This window comes from Mesobacterium pallidum (genome assembly GCF_019966535.1).
Taxonomy (GTDB): Bacteria; Pseudomonadota; Alphaproteobacteria; order Rhodobacterales; family Rhodobacteraceae; genus Mesobacterium; species Mesobacterium pallidum.
Genome location: NZ_JAIMID010000003.1, coordinates 18,432 through 36,552 on the forward strand (window position 1 = coordinate 18,432; position 18,121 = coordinate 36,552).

At 67.3% G+C, this 18,121-nt stretch carries 17 protein-coding genes and 1 tRNA gene; 7 read left to right on the plus strand and 11 right to left on the minus strand.

Annotation, left to right across the window (positions count from 1 at the left end; all coding sequences use genetic code 11):
• Positions 1 to 101: 101 nt before the first annotated feature.
• Positions 102 to 1,613, plus strand: a complete 1,512-nt coding sequence (locus MF270_RS05445) for a YifB family Mg chelatase-like AAA ATPase (protein ID WP_238364856.1) — start codon at positions 102 to 104, stop codon at positions 1,611 to 1,613.
• 152 nt (positions 1,614 to 1,765) lie between these two features.
• A complete protein-coding gene (locus tag MF270_RS05450; protein WP_238364857.1) occupies positions 1,766 to 2,032 on the plus strand; it encodes a hypothetical protein in 267 nt (88 codons plus the stop codon).
• A 110-nt stretch (positions 2,033 to 2,142) separates the two neighbouring features.
• Here MF270_RS05450 and MF270_RS05455 read toward each other — a convergent pair whose 3' ends face one another.
• On the minus strand, positions 2,143 to 2,550 hold the full coding sequence (locus tag MF270_RS05455) for an NUDIX domain-containing protein (protein ID WP_238364858.1): 408 nt from the start codon (positions 2,548 to 2,550) through the stop codon (positions 2,143 to 2,145).
• Positions 2,551 to 2,615: 65 nt separating this feature from the next.
• Between MF270_RS05455 and MF270_RS05460 the strand changes: the two genes are divergently transcribed.
• Entirely contained in the window at positions 2,616 to 3,869 is a 1,254-nt protein-coding gene (locus tag MF270_RS05460; RefSeq protein WP_238364859.1) for a DNA polymerase IV, read from the plus strand.
• Between the two features lie 89 nt (positions 3,870 to 3,958).
• Positions 3,959 to 5,812 carry a sulfotransferase gene (locus MF270_RS05465; protein ID WP_238364860.1) on the plus strand — a complete coding sequence of 618 codons (1,854 nt, stop codon included), beginning with the start codon at positions 3,959 to 3,961 and terminating at the stop codon, positions 5,810 to 5,812.
• On the opposite strand, the gene MF270_RS05470 is transcribed toward MF270_RS05465, so the two are convergent.
• On the minus strand, positions 5,782 to 6,642 hold the full coding sequence (locus MF270_RS05470) for an N-formylglutamate amidohydrolase (protein WP_238364861.1): 861 nt from the start codon (positions 6,640 to 6,642) through the stop codon (positions 5,782 to 5,784). The genes MF270_RS05465 and MF270_RS05470 overlap by 31 nt on opposite strands.
• Positions 6,643 to 6,804: 162 nt before the next feature.
• Here MF270_RS05470 and MF270_RS05475 point away from each other — a divergent pair.
• Both MF270_RS05475 and ykgO read left to right on the plus strand, forming a co-directional pair.
• Positions 6,805 to 6,879, plus strand: a tRNA-Val gene (locus MF270_RS05475).
• A gap of 77 nt (positions 6,880 to 6,956) precedes the next feature.
• Positions 6,957 to 7,082, plus strand: coding sequence for a type B 50S ribosomal protein L36 (ykgO, locus tag MF270_RS05480; protein ID WP_012177066.1), 126 nt, complete (start codon positions 6,957 to 6,959; stop codon positions 7,080 to 7,082).
• Between the two features lie 82 nt (positions 7,083 to 7,164).
• Here ykgO and MF270_RS05485 read toward each other — a convergent pair whose 3' ends face one another.
• The 5 genes from MF270_RS05485 to MF270_RS05505 all read right to left on the minus strand — a co-directional run bounded on the left by MF270_RS05485 (position 7,165) and on the right by MF270_RS05505 (position 13,473).
• Entirely contained in the window at positions 7,165 to 8,814 is a 1,650-nt protein-coding gene (locus tag MF270_RS05485; RefSeq protein WP_238364862.1) for a peptidoglycan-binding domain-containing protein, read from the minus strand.
• A 54-nt stretch (positions 8,815 to 8,868) separates the two neighbouring features.
• On the minus strand, positions 8,869 to 10,086 hold the full coding sequence (locus MF270_RS05490) for a phenylacetate--CoA ligase family protein (protein ID WP_238364863.1): 1,218 nt from the start codon (positions 10,084 to 10,086) through the stop codon (positions 8,869 to 8,871).
• Positions 10,087 to 10,132: 46 nt separating this feature from the next.
• Positions 10,133 to 10,963: an ABC transporter ATP-binding protein gene (locus MF270_RS05495; protein ID WP_238364864.1), complete on the minus strand. Its 831-nt coding sequence runs from the start codon at positions 10,961 to 10,963 to the stop codon at positions 10,133 to 10,135.
• A gap of 67 nt (positions 10,964 to 11,030) precedes the next feature.
• The gene (locus MF270_RS05500) at positions 11,031 to 12,314 is read right to left on the minus strand and encodes an ABC transporter substrate-binding protein (RefSeq protein WP_238364865.1); all 1,284 of its coding nucleotides are present in this window, start codon (positions 12,312 to 12,314) and stop codon (positions 11,031 to 11,033) included.
• An 82-nt stretch (positions 12,315 to 12,396) separates the two neighbouring features.
• Entirely contained in the window at positions 12,397 to 13,473 is a 1,077-nt protein-coding gene (locus MF270_RS05505; RefSeq protein ID WP_238364866.1) for a branched-chain amino acid ABC transporter permease, read from the minus strand.
• A 96-nt stretch (positions 13,474 to 13,569) separates the two neighbouring features.
• On the opposite strand from MF270_RS05505, the gene MF270_RS05510 reads away from it, so the two are divergent.
• A complete protein-coding gene (locus tag MF270_RS05510; RefSeq protein WP_238364867.1) occupies positions 13,570 to 13,833 on the plus strand; it encodes a hypothetical protein in 264 nt (87 codons plus the stop codon).
• A gap of 25 nt (positions 13,834 to 13,858) precedes the next feature.
• Here MF270_RS05510 and MF270_RS05515 read toward each other — a convergent pair whose 3' ends face one another.
• The 4 genes from MF270_RS05515 to MF270_RS05530 form a co-directional block, all read right to left on the minus strand.
• Positions 13,859 to 14,098, minus strand: coding sequence for a hypothetical protein (locus tag MF270_RS05515; protein ID WP_238364868.1), 240 nt, complete (start codon positions 14,096 to 14,098; stop codon positions 13,859 to 13,861).
• Positions 14,099 to 14,153: 55 nt separating this feature from the next.
• Positions 14,154 to 15,164, minus strand: coding sequence for a branched-chain amino acid ABC transporter permease (locus tag MF270_RS05520; RefSeq protein WP_238364869.1), 1,011 nt, complete (start codon positions 15,162 to 15,164; stop codon positions 14,154 to 14,156).
• 12 nt (positions 15,165 to 15,176) lie between these two features.
• Positions 15,177 to 15,995 carry an ABC transporter ATP-binding protein gene (locus tag MF270_RS05525; RefSeq protein ID WP_238364870.1) on the minus strand — a complete coding sequence of 273 codons (819 nt, stop codon included), beginning with the start codon at positions 15,993 to 15,995 and terminating at the stop codon, positions 15,177 to 15,179.
• 69 nt (positions 15,996 to 16,064) lie between these two features.
• Positions 16,065 to 18,038, minus strand: a complete 1,974-nt coding sequence (locus MF270_RS05530) for an AMP-binding protein (protein WP_238364871.1) — start codon at positions 18,036 to 18,038, stop codon at positions 16,065 to 16,067.
• Positions 18,039 to 18,121: the final 83 nt, after the last annotated feature.

Genomic DNA, 18,121 nt, shown 5'->3' on the forward strand with positions numbered 1-18,121 from the left:
CAAGTCATCTGCCGGGACAGCTCCGCGTCCGAGCCGGCGTTAACCCCTTGCTAACCATTCTGAACGTTACTGGCGGCGGAATTGGTGAACGGGGAACATCCATGCAGGCCTGCGCCCATACGGTCGCGTTTGAAGGGCTCGACGCCCGGCAGATCGAGGTGCAATGCGCCATCGTCGCCGGCATGCCCGGTTTCCAGATCGTCGGCATGGCCGAACGGTCGGTGAACGAGGCGCGCGAGCGGGTGCGCGCCGCGCTCACCAACCTTGGCGTGTCGCTGCCCGCGCGCAAGGTGGTCATCAACCTGTCGCCCGCCGACCTGCCCAAGGAGGGCAGCCATTACGACCTGCCTATCGCCTTCGCCATCCTCGCCGCGATGGAGGTGCTGCCTCGCGACGCCGTCGAAAGCTGCCTCGGCTTCGGAGAGTTGAAACTTGACGGCGCGCTGGTGGCCGTCGCGGGCGCCCTGCCCGCCGCTCTGGCCGCGGCCGAGGAAGACCGCGCCCTGATCTGCCCCCGCGCCTCGGGACCCGAGGCCGCCTGGGTCGGCGGCACGCCCGTCATCGCCGCCGCCACGCTGAAGGACGCGGTTCAGCACCTGTCGGGCCGCATGGCGCTGACCCCGGCCGAGCCGGGCGAGGTCACCCCCGGCGATGCGCTGCGCGACATGCGCGACGTCAAGGGACAGGAAAAGACCAAGCGCGCGCTGGAGATCGCCGCCGCCGGGCGTCACCACGTCCTGATGACCGGCCCGCCGGGGTCTGGCAAATCCATGCTGGCCGCGCGTCTGCCGGGCCTTTTGCCCGACCTCTCCGCGGCCGAGGCGCTGGAGACCTCGATGGTCCACTCGCTGGCCGGGTTGCTGACGGGGGGCGGCATCTCGCGCCGCCGCCCGTTTCGCGAACCGCATCACACCGCGTCCACGGCGGCCATCGTCGGCGGCGGGCGCGGCGCCAAGCCGGGCGAGGTGAGCCTCGCGCATAACGGCGTGCTCTTCATGGACGAATTCCCGGAATTCCCCCGCTCGGTGCTCGAGACCCTGCGCCAGCCCATCGAGACCGGCGAAATCGTCGTCTCGCGCGCCAATGCCCATGTCCGCTATCCCTGCCGCTTCCTGCTGGTCGCCGCCGCCAACCCCTGCAAATGCGGCCACCTGGGCGAAGAGGGCCTGACCTGTTCCCGCGCGCCGATCTGCGGAGAGGAGTACATGGGCCGCATCTCGGGCCCTCTGCTTGACCGGTTCGACATCCGCGTGGACGTGCCCGCCGTGCGGCTGGACGAGCTGGACCTGCCCGCCACCGGCGACAGCTCGGCCACGATCCGCGCCCGGGTCGCGCAGGCCCGCGCGGTGCAGGCCGAGCGCTACGCCGGTCACGAGGATGTCCGCCTCAACGCCGATATCGAGGGCGCGCTGCTTGAAGAGGTCGCGCGCCCCGATGACGACAGCCGCGCCCTGCTGATGGCGCTGGCCGACCGCTTGGGCCTCTCGGCGCGGGCCTACCACCGCGTGCTGCGTGTCGCGCGCACCATCGCCGACCTCGACGGCTCGCCCGTACTGCGCAAGGCCCATGTGGCCGAGGCCGCCAGCTACCGCGCCCCGCTGATCAAGGATTGACCGGGCCCGACAGGCGCCTTTCCGCCGATCTGCGCGAACTCGTGAAATTCTCCCCCTTCAAAGTTATCCACAGGCTCCCCACTTGGGTTGTGGAACAACGCGCAGGCTCGCGCGTTGAGGTTCTGTAACGAGCAGCAAGAAAGGGAATGCCAATGTCCCGTGAAACCGCACAGATTTCCAAGGTGATCTACAACCCGGCCAACCGGTGTTTCGAGGCGCTTGTGACCCTGCACCTGGGCACGACCCGCGCACGTTACGCCACGCGCCTGCGCGCGCCGATCGACACGCCCTTTGCCGAGGCGTCGCGCGGCCTGATCGCCCATGCCATCCGCCAGGCCGAACGCGGGATGGGGATGCGCGCGACCTTCCGCCCCCTGCGCCCGCAGGCGCAGCCGGCCGAGTTGCCGCACGCCGCCTGACCCGCTCCGGCGCAGGGCCCATCCGTCCTGCGCCCGCCGGGTCCCGGGGCACACTGTCCCTCTTTCACTTTTCTCCAAATACTCGATCCGTCCACGTCACGCGCGCGGCCTCAGGGTGCCTGCACGGCGCGCGCCAGTCGCGCCGCAAGATGCGGGATATTGTCGGGTGCCGACATGTAGTCGCCTGGCGCCATCAGCGCCCAGCCCTGCCCCTCGTCGCCAAAGACGATGTCCCGGTCTGCGCCCTCGGGCAGGCGGACGACGTAGAAGAACACCCTTTGCCCCTCGGTCTGGTACGCGATCCCGGCCCCGAGATCCGCAGCCGACAAGCGCAGCCCGATCTCTTCCCGGATTTCGCGCAGCACCGTCTCTTCCGGCGTCTCGCCCGGGTCCCGCGCGCCGCCCGGGAAATCCAGCCGCCCGGGCCAGGGGATATCCGGCTTGTCGTCGCGTCGCAGTACCACCAGCTGGCGGCCGATGAAGACTGCCGCCTTGGCGCCCGAAAAGTCGTTTTCCATGTGCATCCGCCTCGCGCCGCGATAGATTGCAGGTCCGAGACTCCCATGACACCGGCCCGACCGCAATGCCCGCCCTCTGCCGCGATTGCCTGACCGAATTCGAGACCGGCCGGCGCTGCCCCGCCTGCCGCTCGGCCCGCGTCGTGGCCCATGACGAGCTGCGGCAGCTCTCGATCGCGCATATGGATTGCGACGCCTTCTACGCCAGCGTGGAAAAGCGCGACAACCCGGAGCTGGCCGACAAGCCGGTCATCATCGGCGGCGGGCGGCGCGGGGTCGTGTCGACTGCCTGCTACATCGCCCGCATCCAGGGCGTGCGCTCGGCCATGCCGATGTTCAAGGCGCTGGACCTCTGCCCCAATGCCGTGGTCGTGAAACCGCGGATGGAGGCCTATGTCGAGGCCAGCCGCGCCATCCGCGCGATGATGGAGGAGCTGACGCCCGCCATCCAGCCGCTGTCGCTGGACGAGGCGTTCCTCGACCTCACCGGGACCGAGAAACTGCACGGCCATCCCCCGGCCGTCATGCTGGCGCGCCTCGTGCGCCGGATGCGGGACGAGCTGGGGCTGACCGGCTCCATCGGGCTCAGCCACAACAAGTTCCTGGCCAAGATCGCCTCGGATCTCGACAAGCCGCATGGATTTGCGGTGATCGGCCGGGCCGAGACGCTGGAGTTCCTGCGCGACCAGCCGGTGCGGATGATCTGGGGCGTGGGCGCGGCCACGCAGGAGGCTCTGGACCGGGCGGGGATCCACACGTTTTCCGACCTCTGGCGCTGGGACCGGCAGGATCTGCACCTGCGCTTCGGGTCGATGGGCGACCGGCTGTGGCACCTCAGCCGCGGCGAGGACACCCGCCGCGTCACCGCCCACGAGCCGATGAAATCGGTCAGCAACGAGACGACGTTCCACGAGGACACCGGCGATCCGGACCTGCTGGACGGGCACCTCTGGCGCATGGCGGAAAAGGTGTCGGACCGCGCCAAGGCCAAGCAACTGGCCGGCCGGGTCGTGACGCTCAAGCTCAAGCGCGCCGATTTCCGGCTGATCACCCGGCGCCAGTCGCTGCGCGACGCCACGCAGCTGGCGGACGTGATCTATCGCACCGGGCGGCAGCTTTTCGACCAGGTCGGGAACCAGGGGCCCTACCGGCTGATCGGCGTCGGGTTGTCGGACCTCTGCTCCGAGGCCGAGGCCGAACGGCTGGGCGACCTGCTGGACCCGGACGCCGCGAAACGCGGCCGGGCCGAGCGGGCGACCGACGCGATCCGCGCCCGGTTCGGGCCCGATGCCATCGTCAAGGGCCGCTCGCTGCGCTGACCGGACGCGCGTTCAACAGATGTTAACCCCCTCTGCCTAGGGTCGCGCCACCTGTGGGCGCCGGCCCGATGCATCGAGATGGGGATCACATGGCCAGTTTCCTGCAATCCTACCTGTCCCGCGCCGAACGCCTGGCCAAGGAAGGAGACACCGACAAGTCGGCCGCCGTGTTGCGCGAGATCCTGGACAAGTACCCGGGCAATCGCCGCGCGAAAGAGGCGATGAAGGCCCTGCAGGAGCTGCGCAGCTCGGTCTATGCCCCGCCGGTCGAGGCGGTGGCCCAGGTGCGGCAGATGATCGACTGGGAACAGTGGAAGCCCGCGCTCGAGGTGGCCGACCGGATGATCGCGCGCTGGCCGGCCTCGCCGATCCCGCTGGCGCTGCGGGCGCGCGCGCTGGTGGGGCTGGGGCGCCCCGTCCCGGCGGCCGAGGCGGCGGCCAAGGCGCTGGCCATCGATTCCGATTTCGGCCCCGGCGCGCTGGCCCTGGGCCTGTCGCTGGCAGCCCGAAACATGCATCGCGACGCCATCACCTGCTACGTCGACAGCCTGCGGGTTCAGCCCGGCGACATCGACACCTCGGTCGCCATGGCCAATTCGCTGTTCGCGCTGATGCATTTCGAGACCGCGATCAACGTGCTGCGCGAGGCGCTTGGCCTGCATCCCGATGCGGTCAAGATCAAGCTCTGCCTGATCGACAAGCTGATCGAGACGGACGAGACCGAAGAGGCCCGGCAGATGCTCGAGAACCTGCTGGCCAAGGACCCGCAGAACGGCGCGGCGCTGAACAAGATGGCGGTGCTCTGCGTCGCTCAGGGCAACCGGGCCGAGGCGGTCGGGTACTACGAGCGCGCGCTGCGGCTGATCCCCGGCTCGGCCACGCTCTGGAGCAATTATTCCCACGCCCATACCTTCACCGAAGGCCAGCCCGAGCTGGCCGTGCTGGACGCGCAGCTGACCCGCGACGACCTGAACGATTTCGACCGGGCGCGGCTGTGGTTCGCCAAGGGCAAGGCCTGCCACGACACCGGCCAGAGGGACGCGGCCTTTGCCGCCTGGACCAAGGGGAACGCCTACCGCCGCACCGCCGGCCGCCTGGGCGGGACCGAGAACGCGGAGCAGATGGCCAAGATCCGCCGCGTCTTTGACAAGCCGCTGCCGGCGCCGCTGCCCGCCACCCGGTCGCCCGACGTGCCGCGTCCGATCTTCGTGCTCGGCATGCCGCGCTCCGGCACCACGCTGACCGAGCAGATCATCGGCAGCCACCCGGAGGTGCACCCGGGCGATGAACTCAATCTGCTGGCCCCCGCCGTCAATCGCGCCCGCATCGACGAGGGTCCGCTGACCACCGATCACCTCGAGACGATCCGCACCGGCTACCTCGCCGGGATCGGCGCCCTGGGCAAGGGCGAGCGGGCGATCACCGACAAGATGCCCTTCAACTACCGCATCATCGGGCACATCCTGCTGGCCCTGCCAGAGGCGAAGATCCTGCACCTCAAGCGCGACCCGCGCGCCACCTGCTGGTCGATCTTCCGCACCCATTTCACCGAGAACGGGCGCGCGCTGAGCTTTGCCTGGAACCTGCAGGATATCGTCGACTACCACCTCGAGCATGACCGCATGATCGCCTACTGGGAGGCGATGTTCCCCGGCCGCATCCACAACGTCCCCTACGAGGCGCTGACCGCCGACCCCGAGGCCCATGTGCGCGAGATGCTGCACCATGTCGGCCTTGGCTGGGACCCGGCCTGCATGGAGTTCCACAAGAACCACCGCTCGGTCCACACCGCATCCGCCATGCAGGTGCGCCAGCCGATCTACACCGGCTCGTCCGAGGAATGGCGGCGTTACATCGACCACCTCGGCCCGGTGGTCGAGGCCTGGGGCGACGGCCCAGTGCCGCGCGACACCTACTCCGCGGCGAGGGGCAGGTCCGACTGACCGATCTCGCTCAACTCGGCGACGACCGACCGCAGCAGGGTGCGAAAGGCCTCGAAATTGGCGTTCGGCCGGATGCGGCGTTCGTCAAGGTAGATGGCGCGGTCGATCTCGACCTGGATCACGTGCTGATGGCGCGACGGCCGGCCGTAATGCTGGGTCACATAGGCCCCGGCAAAGGGCGTGTTGCGCACCACCTGCAGCCCCGCCTTGCGGAAGGCGGCCTCGACCCGATCCACCACCTCGCCATCGGCCGAGGCGCCAAAGCGGTCGCCCAGCACCACCTCGGGCCGCCGCGCGCCCATGCGGTGCAGGCTTTCCAGCGCCTCGTGCGGCATCGAATGGCAATCGATCAGGATGACCTCTCCGAACCGGTCGCGGGACAGGCGCAACAGGCGCTGCAATTCATCGTGATAGGGCCGCCAGTAGGCGTCGATTCGGCGATGCGCCTCGCCCAGCGGCAGCTTGCCACGGTAGATCGCGCGACCGTTGGCCACCACGCGGGGAATCACGCCGAGGCCGGAGGCGACGCGCGGGTTGTGCGCGTTGCGCGGCACGCCGGCAAACAGCGCCGGGTCCAGTTCTTCGGCGGCGCGGTTCAGGTCGACATAGGCGCGCGGCGCCCCGGCGCAGAGCAGGGGCGCGCCAAACGCCGGCGCACAGTCGAAAAGCTGGTCGACAAAGGCATCTTCCGAGCTGCGGATCGCATGGGCGTCGAGAACCGTGCTGTCGAGGAAGTCCGCGGGGTAGTGGCGCGCGCTGTGCGGCGACGAAAAGACCACGGCCGACCGGTGGTCGTCTGGCATGGTCAGGTGGTATGCCGGTCGCGTCATGTACCCTCCTTGATTGGTTTCAGAGTAGCCCGGAAAAAGAGTTGTCAAAAGCCCTTGATACCCTCTCCGACTCCTTTTATAGAGCGCTCCACCGGCGCGGATATCCCGCGCCCCATTTGTTCGGGGCGGTGCCGAGAGGCACGGGAAGACGCAAGGGTATACGGGCGGTTAGCTCAGCGGTAGAGCACTACGTTGACATCGTAGGGGTCACTGGTTCAATCCCAGTACCGCCCACCACGGATCACCTGTCCCCGGAAACGGGGGCGACCTGCTAACTGGCGCATGACGCGCCGCGAAGGACAAGGAGACGACCCATGAAGGTCAAGAACTCGCTCCGCTCGCTCAAGCAGCGTCACCGCGACTGCCGTGTCGTGCGCCGTAAAGGCCGCGTCTACGTCATCAACAAGACGCAGCGTCGGTTCAAGGCCCGCCAGGGCTGAGACCGGCCAGAAGCCGAGCATGAAAAAGGCCGCCCCTCGGGGCGGCCTTTTGCGTTCGGGCCTGTGCCCGGGACTTAAGCGGTCAGCGCAGGATCGCGTCGGCCAGCAGGCGCACCACGGTTGCCTCGTTCAGGTAGCCGGTGTCGGGCAGGTTCCGCGCCTGCTGGTAGCGGCGCAGCGCCCGGCGGGTGTTGTCGTCAAAGGTGCCATCCACCGCGCCGGGGTCGAGGTCGAGCTGTGCGAGGCGCTGTTCGACCAGCCGCCGGGTCACGGCGTTGAGCCCCAGCGCATTTTCTTCGCGCTGCGCCTGTTCGTTGGCGGCGCGGTCCTCTTCGCTGCGGGTGGCCGCGTCGATACGCGCCTGCGCCTCGCCGGCAAAGGCGCCCTGCGGGAAGCGGTCGAGATAGGCGCGGTAGCCAGCGACAGAGTTCACGTCGCGCGCCTGGTCCCAGGCCACGCGGTCCTGCCGTTCGGCCCGGGCGCGCTGCCGCTCCTCGATGACGGCAAGGCGTTCCTGCGCCACGTCGGCAAACAGCCCGTCCGGATAGCGGCCCAGGTAGGCGCGCAGGCCCGGCTCGTCCCCGGCCGCGCCGGTTTCGTCCCAGTAGGCGCGGTCCTGCTGCTCCTGCTGGGCGCGGCGGCGCTGCGCCTCTTCCTCGAGTTCGATGGCGCGGCGTTCGGCCTGCGCGTCAAGCCGCAGGATCTGGTTCTGGGTCAGGTAGGACGTGGCGGCAAAGGCATTGGCCGCCTGCCAGGACTGGATCGCCCCGCGCGTGCCGGGGCCAAAGATGCCGTCGATCCCGCGCGTGTTGTAGTCGAGCAGGGACAGGTCGCGCTGGATCTCGCGGCGGGCGTCACGCGACAGGGCCAGCGCCTCTTCGGCCTTGCGGGCATCGCGGTTTGGCTCGGTGTTGATCTCGCGGATCATCGCGCGGGCGGTGGCCGCGTTTGCGCCGTCGGGATACTCAGCCAGGTAGGCCTCGTAGGCGGCGATGGTGTCGCGCTCCTGCGCCTGGGACCAGAGCACCGGCTCGGCGGCGCTGGGGCGCGGCAGTTGCGGCTGGGTGACCGGGGTCGGCGCAGGCGCGGCCATGGCCAGCGTCCACCCGGCAGGCGCGTAGCCAGAGACGGCAAGGTCGGCGCGTGTAGCGGCGTCCAGCAGCCCCTCATCCGGGCGCGCGAAGGCACGGGACAGGATCGTCGCCGCATCGCCCGCATCGCCGGTCAGCAGCGTGACACCCTGCGGCAGGTCCGGCATCGACACCCCGTAGTCGAGATGGGGCCCGAGCGCGTCGCCGTCGCGTCCGGGCGAGAGGACCAGCAACGCCTTGCCCGGGTACTCCTCGAGCACGGCCAGCAGGCTCGACACCGGCAGGCCGGTTACGGTGGCGAGCGTCGGTTCCTCGGCCGCGTCGGTGCCCAGCAACCAGCTCTCGTGTCCGGAGGTCGCGAATTGCCCCGAGAGCATGACGACCACCCGCTCCGTGCTCTCGTCAAGCTCGGACAGAAAGGCCGAGAACGCCTCGGTCAGCGTGGCCGCATCGGCCGAGGTCGCGACGGTCACGCCAAAGCCCGCCTCGGCCAGCGCATTGGCGGCGCCTTCGTTCGCCTCGCCGCCGCTGGCGCGTGGCAGATCGTCGTAGCGGTCGTTGCCGAGGATCAGCGCGGCATCGCCCGCGATCAGGGGCGAGGCCAGCAGGGCAAGGGCGGTGGTGGCGAACAGGGTACGCATGAGGCTCCTCCGGGTGTGACCGAAGACAACGCCGGGGCGCAGGCTGCGGTTCCGTCAATCGTAGCTGCGCGTGTCCTCGATCACCAGCCCGTCGCGGGGCAACCCGCCGGGCGGCACCAGTTCCACCGCGCCGCGCAGCTTGAGCACCTCTGCGACCGAGGCCTCGAAGGGCGCGGCATTCGTGGCCGAGGTCTCGATGCGCACCAGCATGGTATCCATCTGGTCGTCGCGGCCGGCGACGACGCGGGCGCGGTCGATCTCGGGGTGCCGGGCGACCAGCGCGGCGACCTGTTCGGGGCGCACGAACATGCCCTTGATCTTGGTGGTCTGGTCGGCACGGCCCATCCAGCCCTTGATGCGCATGTTGGTCCGCCCGCAGGGCGACTGCCCGGCCAGGGCCGCCGACATGTCGCCGGTGGCAAAGCGGATCAGCGGGTAATCGGGGTTCAGCGAGGTGACGACGACTTCGCCCACCTCCCCCTCGGCCACCGGGTCGCTGGTGCCGGGGGTCACGATCTCGACGATCACGCCCTCGTCGACGATCATGCCCTCCATCGCGTCGCTCTCGTAGGCGACGTTGCCCAGGTCGGCGGTGGCATAGCATTGCCGGCAGGTGATCCCGCGGTCGGCATATTCCTGGCGCAGCGACGGGAAGAGCGCGCCGCCCGACACCGCCGCCTTGGTGAAACGCAGTGGCAGGCCCATCTCTTCGGCCTTGTCGAGGATGATCTTGAGGTAATCGGGCGTGCCGGCATAGGCGGTGACGCCGATGTCATGAGCCGCGCGGGCCTGGAGTTCGGTCTGGCCGGTGCCGGCAGGCAGCACGGTGGCGCCGACGGCGCGGGCGGCGTTTTCGAACATCATGCCGGCGGGAGTCAGGTGGTAGCCAAAGCAGTTCTGCACGATGTCGCCCGGCCCGATCCCGCAGGCATGGGCAAAGCGGCCCAGGCGCCACCAGTCGGTCCCTGCCCCGCCCGGTTCATAGATCGGCCCCGGCGACTGGAAGACATGGGCGAACCCGGCGGCGGACAGCGTGGTGAAGCCGCCGAAGGGCGCGGATTTGCCCTGCGCCTCGACCAGCGAGGATTTGCGCAGCACCGGCAGGCGCGCCAGCGCGGCCATGTCGGTCACCGCCGCAGGCTCCACCTCGGCCAGCGGGCCGCCATAGCCCGGCAGCGCACGGGCGCGCGCGATCTGCGCCGGCAGCGCATGTGCGATGTCGGCGGCGCGCTGGTCGGCGCTGCGGGTTTCCAGGTCGTCGTAATATGTCATCTGTCGCGTTCCTTGTGCCTGTCCGGTGCCGCTGCTCGACGGGCGCTCAGGCCAGCCAGCGTTTGCGGCGGCGATAGCTGCGCACGTCGCGGAACGACTTGCGCCCCTCGTCCGACATGCCGAGGTAGAATTCCTTGACGTCCGGGTTCTCGCGCAGCGCCTGCGCCGCCCCGTCCATCACCACGCGCCCCGATTCCAGGATATAGCCGTAATGGGCATAGCGCAGGGCGACGTTGGTGTTCTGTTCGGCCAGCAGGAAGGTGTAGCCTTCCTTTTCGTTCAGGTCCTTCACGATGCCGAAGATCTGTTCGACCAGCTGCGGGGCCAAGCCCATCGACGGCTCGTCCAGCAGGATCGTTTCCGGCCGGGCCATCAGCGCGCGTCCGATGGCGACCATCTGCTGTTCCCCGCCCGAGGTATAGCCCGCCTGGCTGCGGCGGCGTTCCTTGAGGCGCGGGAAATAGGCGTAGACCTTGTCCAGCTCGGCCGCGACATCGCCCGCCGACGCGCTGCGCGTATAGGCGCCGGTCAGCAGGTTTTCCTCGACCGTGAGGTGTTCGAAGCAGTGCCGGCCCTCCATGACCTGCACCACGCCGCGCTTGACCATCTCGGCCGGGTCCAGCTCCTGCACCCGCTCGCCGCGGTAGCTGATCGAGCCCTTCGTGACCTCGCCTCGTTCCGAGCGCAGCAGGTTCGACACGGCCTTGAGCGTGGTGGTCTTGCCCGCCCCGTTGCCGCCCAGCAGCGCGGTGATGCCGCCCTTCGGGACCTTGAGGCTCACGCCCTTCAGCACGAGGATCACGTGGTTGTAGATCACCTCGATATTGTTGACTTCGAGCAGGGTGTCCTGCGTGACCTCGGCGCTTGCGTCCAGCATCTTGGATCCTCGGTTCGGTGTGGGGCCCCGGGCGGATCGCCGCCCGGGGCCGTGTCATGCGAAGGGCTTACATGCAGCCCGGTTCGATCCCCGCCTCGTTGGCGAAGGCAGTCGAATCCTCTTCGACCAGCGGGGCCAGGACCTCCTGGTCGGACTGCATGTAGTCGGTGATCAGGCTCCATTCGCCCGAGGCCGCATCCCATTGCGCCACGGCCGCAAAGCCGTTGCCGCCGTGGTTCTCGCAGCTGACCTTGAACTCGGGGCCGAAGTTCGGCAGGCCGAGGTCCGCCATCTTTGCCTCAGTGATCTCGAGGTTCTCCATGCCCATGCGCATCTGCGCGGCATCGATGGTGCTCGATCCGGTCATCTCCTGCGCGGTCTTGGCGGCCTCGGCGGCCAGCATGGCGGCATAGAGACCCCGGTTGTAGAGCGCGGTGCCGATCTGGTCGCCCGCGCCGGCAGCCTTGCCGGTATCGACGACATATTGCTGGATGTCGTCGAAGACCGGGTAGTCCGAACCCACATTGTGGAAGGTCAGCGCTTTGTAGCCATTCGCCCCGTCACCGGCAGGCAGCACGTCGTTTTCCGAGCCGGACCACCAGATGCCGATGAAGTTTTCCATCGGGAAGCGGATGTTGACCGCTTCCTGGATGGCGACCTGGTTCATCACGCCCCAGCCCCACATGATCACGTAATCCGGGCGCTCGCGGCGGATCTGCAGCCATTGCGACTTCTGCTCCTGGCCCGGGTGATCGACGGCCAGAAGGGTCAGCTCGTAGCCGTGCTTTTCGGCCAGCACTTCCAGCGTGCGGATCGGTTCCTTGCCATAGGCCGAGTTGTGGTAGACCAGCGCCACCTTCTTGCCGCTCAGGTCACCGCCGTTGATGTCCAGCAGGTGCTTGATCGCGACGGAGGCGCCGTCCCAGTAGTTGGCGGGGTAGTTGAAGATCCAGTTGAAGACCTCGCCGTTCTTGGCCGAGGTGCGGCCGTAGCCCATCGAATGCACCGGGATGCCGTCGGCGGTGGCCTTGGGGATCAGCTGGTAGGTGATGCCGGTGGACAGCGGCTGGTAGACCAGCGCGCCCGAGCCCTTGGTCGACTCGTAGCATTCCACGCCCTTCTCGGTGTTGTAGCCGGTCTCGCATTCCACGAGGTTCACCTTTTCGCCGCCGATGCCGCCATCGCGTTCGTTCAGCAGGGTGAAGTAGTCGGCATAGCCGTCGGCAAAGGGGATGCCGTTGGCGGCATAGGGCCCCGTGCGGTAGCTGAGCGAGGTGAACGTGAGGTCCGCCATTGCGGGTGCGGCGGCCATGATGCCGGCCACGGCGGCTGTGATCAGTGTCTTTTTCATCGGTCAGGTTCCTCCCTTGAATGTCCGATTTGAATGGTCGGGCGGGCTCCTCTTCCCGCCTTCTTGGGTTGCGTGGCCCCGCCTAGTGCGGGAAGGGCCACAATCTCAGTTTCTCCTTGGTGACGCGCCACAGCTGCGCCAGCCCGTGCGGTTCGAGCACGAGGAAGGTGATGATCAGCCCACCCACGATCATGAACTCGAGATGCGCGGCCAGGTCCGTGGGCCAGCCAAGGCCGCCCACCAGCACGTTCTTCAGCAGCACCGGCAGGAGCACCAGGAAGGCCGCCCCGGCAAAGCTGCCGAAGATCGAGCCAAGCCCGCCGATGATGATCATGAACAGCACCAGGAACGATTTCTGTATGCCGAAGGCCTCGCCCACCTCGACCGCGCCAAGGTAGACGGCAAAGAACAGCGCCCCCGCGATCCCGACGAAAAAGGACGACACGGCAAAGGCCGACAGCTTGGCGGTCAGCGGGTTCACCCCGATGATTTCCGCCGCGATGTCCATGTCGCGGATCGCCATCCACCTGCGCCCCATAGAGCCGCGCGTGAGGTTGCGGGCCAGCATCGCGCAGAGAACCAGGAACAGCAGGCTGAACAGGTACACCGCCCAGGGCGCCGTGTTCGCGCCGGTGACGGCCACGCCGAAGACCTCGCGTTCCGGGGCCGAGATCTGGCCCGAGGCCGAGTAGTTGTAGAACCACGGCACCCGGTTGAAGAGCCATACGAGGAAGAACTGTGCGGCCAGCGTCGCCACGGCGAGGTAAAAGCCCTTGATCCGCAATGACGGAAGCCCGAACAGGACGCCCACCCCGGCGGTGATCCCACCGGCCAGCAGCACGTGGATGATGATCGAAACCTCGGGGAAGGCGGTCATCAGCTTGTAGACCGAATAGGCCCCCACGGCCATGAAACCGCCCGTCCCCAGGCTCACCTGTCCGCAATAACCGACAAGGATGTTCAGCCCGATCGCCGCGATGGCATAGATCAGGAACGGCAGGAAGATCGCGTTGACCCAGTAGTCGTTCACCACGAAGGGCACGACAACGAAGGCGATCAGCAGCGCCACGTAATACCCGTACCGGTCGAACCGGATCGGGAAGGTCTGGTTGTCATCCACGTAGGAGGTTTTGAAGTCCCCCGCCTCACGGTAGATCATCTCCCGAAAACTCCCTCGTTTTGTGCGCCTTGCGCCGCTTCGGCGCCGCATTTTTCGATCAATTTGCGTCGAACAAAGAAAGACGACAGCTTCCCAATGACCCAGACCGACACCCGTTTCGAACCGCTTGCCGCACAGCACCTGCTGTCTGACGAGGGCGGCGTGGACGAGGCGAAGCCGCGGCGCTGGTGGCGGCCGATGGCCTCTTCGGCGGCCGCGCTGATGACCTGGATGGCCATGCTTGCGTTTCTCGTCTTCTCGGTCTCCGTGCTCTTTGCCCTGTCGCTCAAGGTGACCTTCGGGCTGCTGATCGGCGGCTCGGTCCTCATGGCTCTGGCCGCCGCCAGCACGCGCGACTGAGCGCCGCGTTTCGCACGCCCCTGCGTCATGCCTCGCCCCCCGGTGTCGGGGCCATGTGCTGCGGCGCCCGGGCATAGCCCGTCTGTTCGCTATGGCGGACCAGCCGGAACCAGGCCCAGAGGCCCAGCGCCCCGCCCAGCACGGCCAGCAGCAGCGCGGTGACCATGCGGCCCGATTCCTCGGCCGGGGTGGTCAGCGCCAGGTAGCCGAAGGCCCAGAAGCCCGACCAGGCGATCACGTTCAGCACGGCAATCAGTTTCGTCATCTCGTCTCACCTCCCAACCGCAGGCTCCGGGGGCGCGCAGCCCCCCTGGGCCGGATCACACCCTTTCGATGATCTTCTCGCCGAACAGCCCCTGCGGGCGGAACACCAGGAAGACCAGCGCCAGCACGTAGGCGAACCAGTTCTCGGTCGCGCCGCCGAGGTTGATGATCCCGCCAAAGCACTGGCCGCTGCCGAAACAGAACTCGAACAGCTTCTCGCCCACGCCGATGATCAGCCCGCCGACGATCGCCCCGGGGATCGAGGTGAAGCCGCCCAGCATCAGCACCGGCAGCGCCTTGAGCGCGATCAGCGACAGCGAGAACTGCACGCCCGATTTCGTGCCCCACATGATCCCCGCGACCAGCGCGACGAACCCCGCCACCGACCAGACCATGATCCAGATGAAGTTGAGCGAGATCCCCACCGACAGCGCGGCCTGGTGATCGTCCGCCACGGCGCGCATCGCCCGGCCTTGCTTGGTGTACTGGCTGAAGGCCACCAGCACGATCACCAGCAGCACCGCGATTCCCGTCGCCCAGAGGTCGAGGTTGTCGATGAAGAAGCCGTAGCCGAAGAGGCCGAATGTCGCCTCGTCGATGGCCAGGTTGATCCCCTGCGGCAGGCCCACATCCAGCTTCTTGATATCGGCGCCCCACATGATGTCGCCGAAGCCTTCCATGAAATACGCCAGGCCAATGGTCGCCATGAACAGGATGATCGGCTCCTGGTTCACCAGGTGGCGGAAGATCAGCCGCTGCACCGCCCAGGCCAGCACGACCATGACGACCATGGTGAACAGGATCGCCAGCAGCGCCGGCACGTGCCAGCCGAAATGGTGCACCTCGGTGCCGAAGATCGCGTTGATCAGGTGCGAAAAGGGCACCTGCCCCTCCATGATCCCGACCAGCGTCAGCGCCGCAAACAGCGCCATGACCCCCTGCGCGTAGTTGAAGATGCCGGAGGCCTTGTAGATCAGCACGAAGCCCAGCGCGACCAGCGCGTAAAGCACCCCCGCCATGAGGCCGTTCAGAAAGACCTCCATACCGAAAATCAATGTGTCAGGCATGTCCCGTCCCCCTCAATCGTGCGACACGCCAAGATAGGCGTCGATCACATCCTGGTTGGCGCGCACCTCGTCCGGGGTGCCGTCGCCGATCTTCTTGCCGTAATCCATCACCACCACCCGGTCGCTCAGGTCCATGACCACGCCCATGTCGTGCTCGATCAGCGCGATGGTGGTGCCGAATTCGTCGTTCACGTCGAGGATGAAGCGGCTCATGTCCTCCTTCTCCTCCACGTTCATGCCAGCCATCGGCTCGTCCAGCAGCAAAAGCTTCGGCTCCGACGCCAGCGCCCGCGCCAGCTCGACCCGTTTCTTCAGGCCGTAGGGCAGCCGCGCCACGGGCGTCTTGCGGATCGACTGGATCTCGAGGAAATCGATGACCTTCTCGCAGATCTCCCGGTTCTCGACCTCCTCGCGTTCGGCCTTGCCCTTCCAGATCGCCTGCGCCCAAAGCGGCGCCTTCATCTGGGTCAGCCGGCCCGTCATGACGTTGTCGAGAACGCTCATCCCCTCGAACAGCGCGATGTTCTGGAACGTCCGCGCGATGCCCTGCTGCGCCACCTGGTAGGGCTTCATCTGGGGCCGCTTTTCGCCACGGAACCAGACCTCGCCCTCCTGCGGGACGTAGAAGCCCGAGATGACGTTCAGCATCGACGATTTCCCGGCGCCGTTCGGCCCGATGATGGCGCGGATCTCGCCCTCGCGGATGTCGAAACTGATGTCCTTGATCGCCTCCACCCCGCCGAAACGCAGGGTGATGTTGCGCATGTCCATCACCACGCCGCCGATCTTGCGGCCATCCGCGGTGGTGTATCCTTCGGTCGCGTCAAGCATGGCGCACCTCGTTAAGTCTTGCGTCAAAGGGATGGCGGGCGGGGTGTCGCCGCAGGCGCACGTCGCCCGTCATTCCGCGGCCAACGGCTGGGTTTGCACCGGCACGACCCTCGCGTCGCGAATCTCCAGCGTCGCCTTGATCTTACCCTGGCGGCCGTCCTCGTAGGTCACCGCCGTCTCGGTGTAGATCGAGCTCTGGCCGCCATAGAGCGCCTCCACCAGGTCGTCGAACTTCTCGCCGATGATCTTGCGGCGCACCTTGCGGGTCCGTGTCAGCTCTCCGTCATCCGCGTCCAACTCCTTGTGCAGCACGAGGAAGCGGTGGATCTGGCAGCCCGACAGCATCGGGTCCTCGGCCACGGAGCGATTGACCTCCTCCACATGGCTCTGGATCTGGTCCAGCACCTTCGGATGCCCCGCCAGCTCCTGGTAGGAGGCATAGCTGACGTTGTTGCGCTCGGCCCAGGAGCCGACGGCGTTCAGGTCGATGTTGATGAAGGCCACGCAATGATCGCGCCCCGCGCCGAACAGCACCGCCTCGAGGATCGCCGGAAAGAACTTTAGCTTGTTCTCCACGTATTTGGGCGCGAACATCGCCCCCGTGGACAGCTTGCTCACGTCCTTGGCGCGGTCGATGATCCGCAGATGGCCGGTGTCTTCCTCGAAGAACCCGGCATCCCCGGTCGCCACCCAGCCCTCGGCATCCTTGGTGTCGGCCGTGCTTTCGGGGTTCTTGTAATATTCCACGAAGGCCGAGGGGCTGCGGTAGAACACCTCTCCGTTGTCGCCGATGCGGATCTCGACCCCCGGCGCGGGCACGCCCACGGTGTCCGCGCGCACCTCGCCATCGGGCTGCACGGTGATGAAGACCGAGGCCTCGGTCTGGCCGTAGAGCTGTTTCAGGTTGATCCCGAGCGAGCGGTAGAAATCGAAGATCTCGGGCCCGATCGCCTCGCCCGCCGTGTAGCCGACGCGGACCTTGGAAAACCCGAGCGTGTTCTTCAGCGGACCGTAGACCAAAAGCTCGCCCAGCCGATACTTCAGCCGGTCGCCAAAGCTCACCGGCTTGCCGTCCAGGATGTCGGGCCCCACCCGTTTCGCATGGGCCATGAAGGTGTCGAACATCCGCTTTTTCAGCGGCGTCGCGTCCTCCATCCGGATCATGACGGTAGTCAGCAGCCCTTCGAAGACCCGCGGCGGGGCAAAGAAATAGCTTGGCCCGATCTCGCGCAGGTCAGTCATCATGGTCTCGGCGCTCTCGGGACAGTTCACGCAGAACCCGGTCCAGTAGCCCTGCCCGATCGAGAAGATGAAATCGCCGACCCAGGCCATCGGCAGGTAGGCCAGCACCTCTTCGCCCGCCGTCAGGTGATCGAACTCGGAGGACGAGCGCGCCGCCTCGACGATGTTGCGGTTCGACAGCACCACGCCCTTGGGCTTGCCGGTCGTACCCGAGGTATAAAGCACCACGCAGGTGTCGTCGTAATCCAGCGACTCGCGGCGACGCTTGAGTTCCTCGATATATTCCTCGCGGGCGGCCCGGCCCTGGTCCTGCACATGGCTGTACTGGTGCAGCCGGCTGTGGTCGTATTTCCGCAGCCCCCGCGCATCGAGGTAGATCATGTGCTCGAACTGGTGCAGTTGGTCCTGCACCTCGATCACCTTGTCGACCTGCTCCTGGTCGCTGACTATGACGAAACGCGCGCCGCAATGGCCCAGCACATAGGCCATCTCTTCGGCCACCGCGTCCTGGTACAGCGGCACGGGGATCGCGCCCACGCTCTGCGCCGCGACCATGGACCAATACAGATACGGCCGGTTGCGCCCGATGATGGCGACGAAATCGCCCTTGTTGACGCCCAGGTTCAGCAGCCCGAGGGCCAGCGCCTCGATCTCTGTCTCAACCTGGGACCAGGTCCAGGTCTGCCAGATCCCGAATTCCTTTTCCCGATACGCGGGTTTGTCCGCGAACCGGGTCGCATTGCGGTGCAAGAGCGCGGGGATCGAGCGATACTCGTCCGCGCCGCCGTTCGACGTCGCCAAGGCTGGTCCCTCCCATCTGGCCGTGCGCAACCCGCGCGCGGCGGCCCGCTGCCCCATCACCCATCCCGGGTCTCCTCAAACCC